This is a genomic window from Pseudomonas lyxosi, from assembly GCF_047758685.1.
Classification (GTDB): Bacteria; Pseudomonadota; Gammaproteobacteria; order Pseudomonadales; family Pseudomonadaceae; genus Aquipseudomonas; species Aquipseudomonas lyxosi.
Genome location: NZ_CP180481.1, coordinates 4,521,042 through 4,533,747, shown reverse-complemented (window position 1 = coordinate 4,533,747; position 12,706 = coordinate 4,521,042). Strand labels below are relative to the sequence as shown.

The window sequence follows — 12,706 nt, the reverse complement described above, 5'->3', positions numbered from 1 at the left end:
TGTGCAACTTTTTTTAGCCGAGCCAAGGAGCCGTCCCATGACCGAACACCAGGTAATCAATCCGCTGTCCATTGGCACTGATTATGAAGCGCTGGCCGCAAGGTTCCGGCCGATCTTTCAACGCATCGCCGCCGGTGCCGTTGAGCGCGAACAGTCCCGCAGCCTTCCGTACGAACCGATTCAGTGGCTCAAGGACGCCGGTTTCGGCGCCGTACGGATTCCGGTTGAGTACGGCGGTGGCGGCGCCTCCCTGCCACAACTGTTTGAGCTGCTGATCGAATTGGCCGAAGCCGATTCCAACGTGCCTCAGGCCTTGCGCGGGCACTTCGCATTTGCCGAGGATCGCTTGAACTCGGCGCCCGGCCCGGCGCGGGATCTGTGGTTCAAGCGCTTCGTCGACGGTGACATCGTCGGCAATGCCTGGACCGAAATCGGCAGCGTCGCCATTGGCGATGTCATCACCAAAGTCTCGCCTCATGGCGATCAATGGCGACTCAACGGCGAGAAGTTCTACAGCACCGGCAGCCTGTTTTCCGACTGGATCGACGTGTACGCGCAACGCAGCGACACCGGCGGAGACGTGATTGCTGCGGTCCGAACCCGTCAGCCGGGCATCGTGCAGAGCGACGACTGGGATGGTTTCGGCCAGCGCACCACCGGCAGTGGTACTTCACGGTTTATCGACGCCGACGTGGAGGCCGAGAACATCATCGACTTCGCCACCCGCTTCAAATACCAGACCGCGTTTTATCAGTTGGTGCTGCTGGCGACACTGGCCGGGATCGGTCGTGCCGCGTTGCGCGATGTGGCTCACCAAGTACGTGAACGCAAACGCATCTACAGCCATGGCAATGCGCAGCACGTCAGCCAGGATTCGCAGGTGCAGCAAGTGGTCGGTGAAATCGCCGCGCTGGTGTATGCCGCCGAGGCCAGCGCCTTGAGGGCTGCACAACCGGCGCAGCGGGCTTATCTGGCGCGATTCTCAGGTGATGAAGCCTTGGAACAAGAGGCGAATGTCGCGGCGGAAATCGAATCGGCCAAGGCGCAGGTGGTGGTGTCGGAGCTGATCCAGCGAGCGACCACAGAGCTGTTCAACGCACTGGGGGCTTCGGATACTCGGATGGGTAAATCGCTGGACCGGCACTGGCGCAATGCGCGGACGGTGTCGTCGCACAATCCGGTGATCTACAAGGCGCGGATTGTCGGGGATTGGGCGATCAACGGGACCGAGCCGCCGTTTGTGTGGCAGATCGGCAATGGACCACAGTATAAATAACCACCACTGATCGTTCCCACGCTCTGCGTGGGAATGCATCCCGGGACTCTCCGCGTCCCAGCGTTAACAGCGGACGCAGAGCGTCCATGGCGGCATTCCCACGCAGAGCGTGGGAACGATCAGCTGTAGGAGGACAACTTTATAGGTAAGATATCGGCCCTTCCCCGCAGCCCTGTCCTGCACCCCGCCGAATAAGCCGATTCCATGCCTTTCGAACTCAGTGTTGACCTCACCACCCTGGCCATTCTGGCCCTCGTCGCTTTCATTGCCGGTTTCATCGATGCCATTGCCGGCGGCGGCGGTCTGTTGACCACCCCGGCGCTGCTGACCGCAGGCCTGCCGCCGCATCTGGTGCTGGGCACCAACAAACTCAGTTCGACGTTCGGCTCGGCCACCGCCAGTTTCACCTTCTACCGACGCAAACTGTTCCATCCAAGGCAGTGGATGCACGCCATTGTCGGCACGTTGGTGGGTGCGCTGACCGGTGCCGTGGTCGCTCATTACCTGCCAGCAGAATGGCTGAACAAGATGCTCCCGGTGATCGTTTTCGGCTGCGGCGTCTATCTGTTGTTTGGCGGCACGCCGAAAGCGCCGCTGGACAGCGACGCACCGATCAAGAAAAAGTGGCAATCGACCCAAGGCTTCAGCCTCGGTTTCTACGACGGCGTGGCCGGCCCCGGAACCGGCGCGTTCTGGACCGTTAGCAGCATGCTGATGTACCCCATCGACTTGGTGAAGGCCAGCGGGGTGGCGCGCAGCATGAACTTCGTCAGCAACATTGCCGCACTGTCGGTGTTCGTGTTTTCCGGGCAAGTGGACTGGATCATCGGCCTGAGCATGGGCCTGTCGGTGATGGTCGGGGCGTTCTTCGGGGCTCGCACCGCCATCAGCGGCGGTGCGAAGTTCATTCGCCCGGTGTTCATCACCGTGGTGCTGGGCTTGACCGTGCGGTTAGCCTGGCAACACTGGTTCAGCGTGGCCTAAGCGCCGCGCCACATAGACGTCGATCAGGTAACGGGCAATCGAGCGTGACGCCGGCAACGGCGGCAACTCATGAACGTTGAACCACTGGGCGTCTTCGATCTCGTCTTCCTGACACACGATCTCGCCACCGGCGTATTCGGCATGGAAACCCAGCATCATCGAATGCGGGAACGGCCAGCACTGGCTGCCCATGTACTGGATGTTCTTGACCTCGATCTGCACTTCTTCGCGGACTTCACGAATCAGGCAGTCTTCAGCCGATTCGCCAGGTTCGGCAAACCCCGCCAACGTGCTGTAGACCCCGCTGACAAAGCGTGGCGAACGGGCCAGCAGAACCTCATCGCCCCGGGTCACCAGCACAATCATGCTCGGCGAAATGCGCGGGTAGCTGCGTAAATCGCACGGCTCGCAATACATCGCCCGTTCCCGGGTTACCTGGGTCATCGCCTGCCCGCAGTTACCGCAAAAGCGGTGTTCGCGGGCCCAGGTGCCGATTTGCGCGGCATAACCGAGCACTTTGTAGAGCGTATGGTCACCTTCGAGCATGAACGCCCGCAGACCTTTCCAGTTGCAGCCCGGCACGTCGCTGTGACTGCGCAGCTCCAGTAAATAGACCGGTTCGCCGTCCAGGTGACCGATGCCATGTTCGGCGAGGATCGACAGGTCCTGGCGCTTGAGCCATTCGCGCGGGAACAGCGCGCCATTGTCATCGAACAGAAAGCCTTCGGGGCTGCGCGCCACCGCCCAGCCGCCGGGTTGGTCGGTGTCCAGTACTGCAGTGGTCCAGCGTGAAGTCATTTTTAATCAGTCCAGAAATTCGGGTTTCTGTTTGCTCATATGGGCGGCCATGGCCACGCGCAGATCGGTGGATTGCAGCATGGCGGCGTTCCAGGTGGCGACGTATTCGAGGCCGTCATCGATGCGATGGTCGCGCATGTAGCTGATCATCTCTTTGGTGCCGGTGATCGCAATCGGCGACTTGCTGGCGATCTCGCGGGCAATGCCCATGACACCGTCGAGCAGGCTGGCGGTGTCGCTGTAAACGCGATTGACCAGGCCCATGCCACGCGCTTCTTCGGCACCGAACGTGCGACCAGTGTAAGCCAGTTCACGCAGCATGCCGTCACCGATGATCCGCGGCAAGCGTTGCAAAGTGCCAACGTCGGCGGCCATACCGATGTCGATTTCCTTGATCGAGAATTGTGCGTCTTCGGCGGCGTAACGCATGTCGCAAGCCGAAATCAAATCAATGGCGCCACCCAGGCAATATCCCTGAACCGCCGCCAGTACCGGCTTGCGGCAATTGTCGACGGCATTGAAAGACGCTTGCAAGGTGAGGATCTTGCGGCGCAGCAGGCGCGCGTTGCGACCCACGTCCTTGCCCAGTTCATTGGCCACGCCGGCCAGCATCATCAGGTCGATGCCGGAAGAAAAATGCTTGCCCGCACCACTGAGCACCACCACCCGGACTTCGTCGGTGTCGTCGATCCACTGGAAAATCTCGATGATCTCGCTCCAGAACGCGGCATTCATCGAATTGATCTTTTCCGGCCGATTGATCTGCACATGGGCGATTTTATCGGCCAGTTCGACGGTGAACGCAGTGTACTGAGACATGGCAGTGATCCTTTTACCGGACAGAAAATGAGGCCCGGACTATAACAAGGCATCAAGGCGCACCGTAAGGCAGCGGTTCGGCCAAAGACAGGACTGGCCGTCGAGCACCACAATGGTGCATGAGCATTACCGCACTTCGCACATTCATGTGACATCTCGACTTTTTTTTGAGGCAAAACGGTAAAAAAACATGCCCTTCGTCGGTGCGTTTCCCCCTCCAAGCGGTACGTCCGTACCTCTTTAAACCGATTGTCGAACAATTTTGCCATCTGACCTCCCCCGCTCTAAGTTCTGGCCTAGACTCAGTTCCGCGGGGCGAAACCGGCCGGTCACAAAGCGGAAAAAAAGTCGAAACTTTTGCCGGTCGTGACGGGTCAGGTTAAAGGGAGGCGCGTTGCGACTGGTGCAATCCTTGCAACGATCTCTATAGCCATTCTGCTTCATCGCATTGGCAGCGCTTGCTCTCCGATGCGTAGCGCGTTTGCGCCCGGCCACAGGAATTGGCCACGAAACACCGTTTGTGCCAGACCTAAGAATTAGATCAACAACACGGGAGATTCATATGATCAGTGCGGCTTTAGATATTCAGGGAGAACGTGCTCATCAGCAGGTCGGCGAAACGAGCGCTGTGAGCGCCCCCAGTCACCAATCGATCAGCGTCCCCGGCACCAAGACGCTGGCACCGGTGGCCAGCCAGAACCCTAACAAGAAGAAAGTGCTGTTCGTCACCTCGGAGATCGCCGATCTGGTGAAAACCGGTGGTCTGGGCGACGTTTCCGCAGCGCTGCCGCGAGCCATGGCTCATTTGCACGATGTGCGAGTGTTGATCCCCGGTTACCCGCAAGTGCTGCACAGCGAAAACCCGATTCATATCATTGGTGAGCTCGGTGGTCACGCCGCGTTGCCCCCCTGCAAGATCGGGCGCATGGACATGCCCGACGGTCTGGTCATTTACGTGTTGATCTGCCCCGAGCTCTACGAGCGCGAGGGTTCGCCTTACGGTGCCAACAACGGCCGCGACTGGCCGGACAACCACATTCGTTTCGCCCGCCTGGGACTGGCAGCCGCCGATATCGCCGCCAACCTTGCACAAATTCACTGGTGCCCGGACCTGGTGCACGCCCATGACTGGCCTGCCGGTCTGGCACCCGCTTACATGCACTGGCGTGGACAGCGCACCCCGACGCTGTTCACCATTCATAACCTCGCCTATCAGGGCGTGACCAGTCTTGGCTCGTGCCCGGAACTGGGTATTCCTTTGCATGCCTTGCAACAGGAAGGCATGGAGTTCTACGGCAAGATGTCGTTCCTCAAGGCCGGCATGGCATATTCGAGCCACATCACCACCGTCAGCGCCACCTATGCCCAGGAAATCACCACCCCGGCCTTCGGCTGCGGTCTCGACGGTTTTCTTGCCGCCAAGACCCAGCAAGGTCTGCTCAGTGGTATTCCCAATGGCATCGATGAAAGCTGGGACGCGGCCACCGACCCGCACCTGTTCTGCCCCTTCAAAATTGGCGATTGGGAAGGCAAAGCGGTCAACGCCGCCCACGTGCGTAAGCTGTTCGGCCTGGAAGACTCCGAAGGCCCACTGTTCGCCGTGGTTTCGCGACTGGTCTATCAGAAAGGCCTGGACCTGACCGAAGCCGTCTCCGAGTACATCGTCAAATCCGGCGGGCAGATCGCGATCATCGGTCGTGGCGAGCCGGAAGAAGAACAAGCCATGCGTGAGCTGGCCCTGCGTTTTCCAGGCCAGATCGGCGTGCGCATCGGTTTCAACGAAACCGACGCCCGTCGCATGTTCGCCGGCAGTGATTTCCTGCTGATGCCTTCGCGTTACGAGCCTTGCGGGCTGAGCCAGATGTACGCCCAGCGCTTCGGTTCGTTGCCGGTGGCACGCAACACCGGTGGTCTGGCCGACACCATTGAAAACGGCGTGACCGGTTTCCTGTTCGACGAATCCACGGCCGAAAGTTACGAAGAAGCCCTGAGCCGGGCCTTCAAGGTTTTTGCCTTCCCCGACCTGCTCAATGCCATGCGCTGCCGTGCCATGGCCGCGCCTTTCAACTGGTGCAAGGCGGTCGAACCATACGCCGAACTCTACGAACAACTTGTCGCCAAGGCGTTGGGTAAATCGGGCAAACATTAAGAGGTTTTCAAAGATGCCGTTACGGACCCTTGAGACCTGGCCCCACGGCGCAATCATGCTGGACGCAGAACACACGCGTTTTGCCTTGTGGGCGCCAGATGCGTTTTACGTCAGTGTCGAACTGGAAGATGGACAGTCCTTGCCACTCCTGCCCCAGGCAGATGGCTGGTTCGTGATCAACACCCGCTGCCCCGCCGGCACGCGTTACCGCTACAACATCGACGGCGAGCTGGAGGTGCCCGACCCGGCCTCCCGCGCGCAGGCCGGTGATATCGACCGCCACAGCGTGGTGGTCGATCCACTTGCCTATCAATGGCAACACAGCGCCTGGCTCGGGCGGCCGTGGAATGAGGCGGTAATCTACGAATTGCACGTCGGTGCGCTCGGTGGCTTCAGCGAAGTCGAGCAGCACCTGGCGCGCCTCGTGGAGCTGGGCATCAGCGCGATCGAACTGATGCCGCTGGCGCAATTCCCCGGTGATCGCAATTGGGGTTACGACGGGGTTCTGCCCTACGCGCCCCAAGCCTCCTACGGCACTCCCGAACAACTCAAACACCTGATCGACACCGCCCACGGTCATGGCCTGGCGGTGATTCTCGACGTGGTCTACAACCACTTCGGCCCGGACGGCAATTACCTGCATCGCTACGCCAAGGGCTTCTTCCGCGAAGACAAGCACACACCGTGGGGTGCGGCCATCGACTTCAGGCGGCGCGAGGTGCGGGACTTCTTCATCGACAATGCGCTGATGTGGTTGCTGGAGTATCGCTTCGATGGTTTGCGTCTGGACGCGGTACACGCTATCGAAGACCCTGACTTTCTTCAGGAACTGGCGCAAAAGGTTCGCCAGCAAACCGATCCGGCCAGGTATGTGTGGCTGACCGTTGAAAACGAACACAACCAGGCCAGTCTGCTGGAAGAAGGCTTCGACGCGCAGTGGAACGACGACGGCCACAACGCCTTGCACGTGCTGCTGACCGGCGAAACCGACGCCTATTACGCCGACTATGCGCAAAACCCCACCGAGCAACTGGCTCGCTGCCTGAGCCAGGGTTTTGTGTTTCAAGGCCACGTGACCCGTCACGGTACAACCCGTGGCGAGCCCAGCGGTCATTTGCCGCCCAGTGCTTTCGTGCTGTTTCTGCAAAACCACGACCAGATCGGCAACCGCGCCCTGGGCGAACGGCTGCATCAACTGGCCAACCCCGATGCGCTCAAGGCCGCCACCGCATTACTGTTGTTGTCACCGATGATCCCGCTGATGTTCATGGGCGACGAGTTCGCCGTCGAGCAACCGTTCCTGTTCTTCACCAGCCATCACGGTGAACTCGCGGAGCTGGTTCGCGAGGGACGACGTAACGAGTTTGCCGCCTTCAGCGCGTTTGCTGATCCGCACAAACGCGAGCAGATTCCCGACCCCAACGCGCGCCAGACCTTTGAGGCTTCACGCCCCGAGCTGACATCAGCCCGACAATCCGCCATGCACGATCTGTATCGCCAACTGTTGCAGATCCGCCATCAGCAGATCATTCCCCGCCTGCCCGGTGCTCAAGCACTGGGCGCCGAGGTGCTGGCCACAGGCGCGGTAACGGCGCGCTGGCGACTGGGCGATGGCAGTCAGCTGCGCATTGACCTGAACCTCAGCGACACACCTGTGGTCCACTCCCCACAGGCCGACGCTTCATTGTTGTTGTTCGAATACCCGCCACAGTCAGCCGGTCTGTTAGATCAGGGCACGCTTGCCCCGTATTGCGCGCTAGTCAGCCTCACGGCCGCAGCCCCTTTGCTACCCCCGGATGGAGAGCGCCAATGAGCGATACGCAACTGGAAATACTGGCCAGCCGAGCTGGCCTGGCTGTCGACTGGATCGACGCTAACGGTCGTCCACAGAAAGTCGCTCCATCAGTGTTACGCAACGTCCTCATCGGACTTGGCCACCCGGCCAGCAGCGCTCAGGAAATCGACGCCAGCCTGCTGGAACTGCAGCAGGTGCAACAGACCCGACACCTGCCACCACTGCTGACCGCAGACTTCGGTGTCGGCCTCAGCCTGGCGCATTACTTTGAGCCGGAAACACCGTGCGAGGTCCACCTTGAAGATGGCTCGCGACTTCATTTGAAACTGGATGCCGAGGCGATACTGCCCGGCCTGATCCCGGTCGGTTATCAGCACGTCAGCATCGACGGGCAGGAATTTACCTTGGCCGTGGCGCCGTCTCGCTGCTACAGCGTCGGCGATGCCGTCGACAGCCCGATCCCGCGCGCCTGGGGCCTAAGCGTGCAGCTGTACTCGCTGCGTCGTCCGGGCGATTGCGGTTTCGGCGATACCCAGGCGCTGGAAGACCTGGCCCGTGTGGCCGGCGAACGTGGCGCCGAAGCGTTGGCGATCAGTCCGCTGCATGCCATGTTCAGCAGCGATACTCAGCGTTACAGCCCGTATTCGCCTTCCAGCCGTTTGTTTCTCAACAGTCTGTACGCCGCACCGGGCGCCATCCTGGGCGAGCGAGCGTTGCGAACCGCGATTGATGCCACCGGCCTGGCGGCAGAACTCAAGCACCTTGAAGCCTTGCCCTTGGTTGATTGGCCGGTGGCGGCCGAAGCCAAACATCGTCTGTTGCAAGCGTTGTACGACGGCTTTGTCCAGGGTGAACACCCGTTGCATGCCGACTTCAGCAGCTTCCGCCACGCCGCTGGCGAAGCCCTGGAAAACCACTGCCGCTTCGAAGCCATTCAAGAAGCCCGCGCCCCCAAGGGTGAAAACCTCGACTGGCGGCAGTGGCCCGAGCAATGGCAAAACCCGCGCAGCGCTGCCCTGGCCGAATTCGCCGAAGAGAACGCCGGACGCATCGGCTTCTTTGCCTTCTGCCAATGGCTGATCACACGCTGCCTGGAACGCGCACAAACCGCCGCCCGCAGCGCCGGCATGAGCATTGGCCTGATCGCCGATCTGGCGGTGGGTGCCGATGGCGGTGGCAGTCAGGCCTGGAGTCGTCAGGACGAGTTGCTCGCCTCACTCACCGTGGGCGCACCGCCCGACATCCTCAACCGCACCGGTCAGGGCTGGGGAATTTCCGCGTTCTCGCCCGAAGGTCTGGTGCGCAACGGCTTTCGTGCCTTCATCGAAATGCTCCGCGCCAATTTTGCCCACGCCGGTGGCCTGCGCATCGATCACGTCATGGGCCTGCAACGGCTGTGGGTGATCCCCAACGGCGCGTCACCCGCCGACGGCGCCTACCTCTATTACCCGGTGGACGACCTGCTGCGTTTGCTGACCCTCGAGTCCCATCGCCATCAGGCCATCGTCCTCGGTGAAGACCTCGGCACCGTGGCTGACGGTCTGCGAGAAAAGCTCATCGCCCGCTCGATCCTCGGCATGCGCGTGCTGTTGTTCGAACAGGACAACGCGCACTTCAAACCGATTCTCGACTGGCCGGACAACGCACTGGCGACCACCAGCACCCATGACCTGCCGACACTCAATGGCTGGTGGCATGGCCACGATATCGACTGGAACGCCCGACTGGGGCTGGTCGAAGCCGCGGGTGAAATCGAATGGCGCCATCACCGTGAACGCGAGCGCGAAGGCCTGCGCCGGGTGTTGAGCGAGGACCCGCAGAACTTTCGCGAAGAGTCCCATGAAACCGATCAGGTGCTCGACGCCGCGATACGTTTCCTCGGCCATACCCGTGCGCCGCTGGTGTTGTTGCCGCTGGAAGATGCCCTGGGCATCGAGCAGCAGGCCAACTTGCCCGGCACCACCGACACGCACCCCAACTGGTCCCGACGCTTGCCTGGCGACAGTGAAGCCTTGCTCGATGACCCGGACGCCTCCCGGCGCCTGGAACTGCTCGCCTGTGCGCGGCTTCAGGCGGCCGAGCGTGACCAATGAAGCAAACGCTTATCCAACCGCTGCGGGCGACCCTGCGGCTGCAGTTCCATAAAGACTTCACGCTGGACGATGCGGTGCCGCTGGTGCCGTACTTCGCCAGCCTCGGCATCAGCCATGTCTATGCGTCACCCCTGCTGAGCGCCCGCGCCGGTTCCATGCATGGCTACGACGTCGTGGACCCGACCACGGTGAATCCGGAGCTGGGTGGCGAAGCGGCGCTGCGGCGTTTGGTCAGCGCATTGCGCGAGCTGAACATGGGGCTGATCCTCGACATCGTCTCCAACCACATGGCCGTCGGCGGTGGCGATAATCCATGGTGGCAGGATTTGCTGGAATGGGGACGCCTGAGCCCTTACGGCGAATTCTTCGATATCCAGTGGCATTCACCCGACCCGTTGATGGAAGGCCAATTGCTGCTGCCCTTCCTCGGCAGCGACTACGGCATCGCCTTGCAGGACGGCACCCTGCCCCTGCGCTTCGATGCGCAAAAGGGCGCGTTTTATGTCGAGCACTATGAGCATCACTTCCCGATCTGCCCGACCCATTACGGCGAACTGCTCAGAACCGATGACCCGCTGACCGCCGAATCGCTCAAGTCGCTGGCAGACCGCTTCAGCACCTTGAGCTACCAGACCGACGCCCACAGTCTGGCGATGCCGCTGAAAGCAGAGCTGCGTGAACTGGCCAATGATCCGGCGATTCTGCAGGCCATCCAGCAAAACCTCAGCGCTTACGACTCACTCACCGCCGAAGGTTTCCAGCGCCTGCACCAGTTGCTTGAACACCAAAGCTATCGCCTGGCCAGTTGGCGCACGGCGGCAGATGACATCAACTGGCGGCGTTTTTTCGATGTCAACGAACTGGGCGGCCTGCGGGTCGAACGCCCGGCCGTGTTCGAAGCCACCCACGCGAAAATCTTCGAGCTGGTGGCTGAAGGCCTGGTTGACGGTCTGCGCATCGACCACATCGACGGCCTCGCCGATCCTCGAGGTTACTGCCGCAAACTGCGGCGGCGGGTCGACAGCCTGTCACCGGATCGGCACCTGCCGATCTACGTGGAGAAGATCCTCGGCGAAGGTGAAACCCTGCACCGTGACTGGTCGGTGGATGGCACCACGGGTTACGAGTTCATGAATCAGCTGTCGCTGCTGCAACATGCTCCTGAAGGCGCCGACACCTTGGGCGAACTGTGGAATCGTTACAGCGAACGGCCCGCCGATTTCCGTCAGGAAGCACAACTTGCCCGTCAGCAGATCCTCAACGGTTCCCTCGCCGGAGACTTCGAAAGCGTCGCCCAGGCCCTGTTGCAAGTGGCCCGGGATGACCTGATGACTCGTGACCTGACCCTCGGTGCAATTCGTCGGGCGTTGCAGGAATTGATCGTGCATTTCCCGGTGTACCGCACCTACATCAGCCCCCGTGGGCGTTCGGCTGAAGACGATGTGTTTTTCCAGCAAGCCATGGACGGTGCCAGGCAAACCCTCAGCGAGGCCGACTGGCCGGTGCTCGATTGCCTGGCCAGTTGGCTGGGGGGTGAGCCGTGGCGCAAACGCCCGTTGGGCCGGCCGCGCAAGATGCTCAAGCATGCCTGTGTGCGTTTTCAGCAACTGACGTCGCCGGCGGCGGCGAAGGCTGTGGAAGACACCGCGTTCTATCGCTCGGCGACATTGTTGTCGCGTAATGACGTGGGCTTCAGCACCGAGCAGTTCAGCGCGCCGGTGGCCGATTTCCATGCGGCTTGCATCAACCGTCTCGAAGCGTTCCCCGACAATTTGCTGGCCACCGCGACCCACGACCACAAACGCGGCGAAGACACCCGCGCGCGCCTGGCGGTGCTGAGCGAGCGCAGTGCCTGGTACGCCGAGCAAGTCTCGCTCTGGCGGACCCTCGCCCGCCCCCTGCGCGACGACGACCAGATGCCGACTGCGGGCGATGAGTTGATCCTCTATCAAGCGATCCTCGGCAGCTGGCCGCTCGATTTGCGCAGTGACGATCAAGCCACTTTGGAGAACTACACTCAACGTGTGTGGCAGTGGCAACAGAAAGCCTTGCGCGAAGCCAAGTTGCAAAGCAGCTGGAGCGCGCCGAACGAGGCTTACGAACAAGCGGTTCAGCAATTCCTGCAACGTCTGCTTCTGAGCCCCGAAGGTGAGCTGCTACGCGCTGCCCTCGGCAAAGCAGCCAAGAGCATCGCCGTCCCCGGCGCACTCAATGGATTGGCGCAAACCTTGCTGCGCATGACCGTGCCGGGGGTACCGGACCTGTATCAGGGCAACGAGTACTGGGACTTTTCGCTGGTCGATCCGGACAACCGCCGGCCGGTGGATTACGCCAGCCGTCAGCAGTCCATGCAGACGCCATTGGAGCTGCCAGAATTGTTAGCTAACTGGCGTGACGGGCGCATCAAGCAAACCCTGATCGCTCGTACGCTGAACCTGCGGTTCGAACACACCGAGCTGTTCCGGCGCGGGACGTATCAAGCCCTTGAAGTCGTCGGCAGCGAGGCTCACCGGGTACTCGCATTTGCTCGCTCACTGGAAGGAAAACGCGCCATCGTGATCGTACCGATACGTTGCGCTGAACTGCTGAAAAACAGTGCCGAACCCCGGATTGACGCGCCGCTGTGGGGCGATACACGGGTCAAATTACCGTTCACCGCCCCTGATGAAAATTTAGAGGGACTTTTTTCAAGCACAACAGTCACACACCAAAGGGAGCTGAACATCAGCGACGCGCTAGTGGATTTCCCGATCAATCTTTTTATCCAAACTACCCACACTTGAGTTCAGTTC

Annotated in this window: 8 protein-coding genes; 6 read left to right on the top strand and 2 right to left on the bottom strand. The window is 61.0% G+C overall.

What is annotated here, in order from left to right; genetic code table 11:
- The first annotated feature begins 37 nt into the window (after positions 1-37).
- Together ACMXYI_RS20870 and ACMXYI_RS20865 are read left to right on the top strand one after the other, a co-directional pair.
- Complete coding sequence (locus tag ACMXYI_RS20870) at positions 38-1,276, top strand: acyl-CoA dehydrogenase family protein (protein ID WP_415768862.1); 1,239 nt, start codon at positions 38-40, stop codon at positions 1,274-1,276.
- 204 nt (positions 1,277-1,480) lie between these two features.
- Positions 1,481-2,260: a TSUP family transporter gene (locus ACMXYI_RS20865; RefSeq protein ID WP_415768861.1), complete on the top strand. Its 780-nt coding sequence runs from the start codon at positions 1,481-1,483 to the stop codon at positions 2,258-2,260.
- Here ACMXYI_RS20865 and nudC read toward each other — a convergent pair.
- Positions 2,228-3,058 (bottom strand): NAD(+) diphosphatase, encoded by an 831-nt coding sequence (gene nudC / locus ACMXYI_RS20860; protein ID WP_415768860.1) that lies wholly within the window; start codon positions 3,056-3,058, stop codon positions 2,228-2,230. The two genes, ACMXYI_RS20865 and nudC, sit on opposite strands and share 33 nt — an antisense overlap.
- A gap of 6 nt (positions 3,059-3,064) precedes the next feature.
- On the bottom strand, positions 3,065-3,877 hold the full coding sequence (locus ACMXYI_RS20855; RefSeq protein WP_415768859.1) for a crotonase/enoyl-CoA hydratase family protein: 813 nt from the start codon (positions 3,875-3,877) through the stop codon (positions 3,065-3,067).
- A gap of 562 nt (positions 3,878-4,439) precedes the next feature.
- Between ACMXYI_RS20855 and glgA the strand changes: the two genes are divergently transcribed.
- Genes glgA through ACMXYI_RS20835 form a run of 4 tightly spaced genes read left to right on the top strand, consistent with a single transcriptional unit; the run spans position 4,440 to position 12,697 of the window.
- Positions 4,440-6,026 (top strand): glycogen synthase GlgA, encoded by a 1,587-nt coding sequence (gene glgA / locus ACMXYI_RS20850; RefSeq protein ID WP_415768858.1) that lies wholly within the window; start codon positions 4,440-4,442, stop codon positions 6,024-6,026.
- A gap of 13 nt (positions 6,027-6,039) precedes the next feature.
- Positions 6,040-7,839 carry a malto-oligosyltrehalose trehalohydrolase gene (gene treZ, locus ACMXYI_RS20845; protein ID WP_415768857.1) on the top strand — a complete coding sequence of 600 codons (1,800 nt, stop codon included), beginning with the start codon at positions 6,040-6,042 and terminating at the stop codon, positions 7,837-7,839.
- The gene (malQ, locus tag ACMXYI_RS20840) at positions 7,836-9,914 is read left to right on the top strand and encodes a 4-alpha-glucanotransferase (RefSeq protein ID WP_415768856.1); all 2,079 of its coding nucleotides are present in this window, start codon (positions 7,836-7,838) and stop codon (positions 9,912-9,914) included. The genes treZ and malQ overlap by 4 nt, the downstream gene beginning before the upstream one ends.
- On the top strand, positions 9,911-12,697 hold the full coding sequence (locus ACMXYI_RS20835; protein ID WP_415768855.1) for a malto-oligosyltrehalose synthase: 2,787 nt from the start codon (positions 9,911-9,913) through the stop codon (positions 12,695-12,697). The genes malQ and ACMXYI_RS20835 overlap by 4 nt, the downstream gene beginning before the upstream one ends.
- Positions 12,698-12,706 lie beyond the last annotated feature (9 nt).

Excerpts from the sequence above, each read along its gene's own strand:
- ACMXYI_RS20835 (WP_415768855.1), top strand. The coding sequence starts at position 9,911 with ATGAAGCAAACGCTTATCCAACCGCTGCGGGCGACCCTGCGGCTGCAG.
- treZ (WP_415768857.1), top strand. The coding sequence starts at position 6,040 with ATGCCGTTACGGACCCTTGAGACCTGGCCCCACGGCGCAATCATGCTG.
- ACMXYI_RS20870 (WP_415768862.1), top strand. The coding sequence starts at position 38 with ATGACCGAACACCAGGTAATCAATCCGCTGTCCATTGGCACTGATTAT.
- malQ (WP_415768856.1), top strand. The coding sequence starts at position 7,836 with ATGAGCGATACGCAACTGGAAATACTGGCCAGCCGAGCTGGCCTGGCT.
- nudC (WP_415768860.1), bottom strand. The coding sequence starts at position 3,058 with ATGACTTCACGCTGGACCACTGCAGTACTGGACACCGACCAACCCGGC.
- ACMXYI_RS20865 (WP_415768861.1), top strand. The coding sequence starts at position 1,481 with ATGCCTTTCGAACTCAGTGTTGACCTCACCACCCTGGCCATTCTGGCC.
- glgA (WP_415768858.1), top strand. The coding sequence starts at position 4,440 with ATGATCAGTGCGGCTTTAGATATTCAGGGAGAACGTGCTCATCAGCAG.
- ACMXYI_RS20855 (WP_415768859.1), bottom strand. The coding sequence starts at position 3,877 with ATGTCTCAGTACACTGCGTTCACCGTCGAACTGGCCGATAAAATCGCC.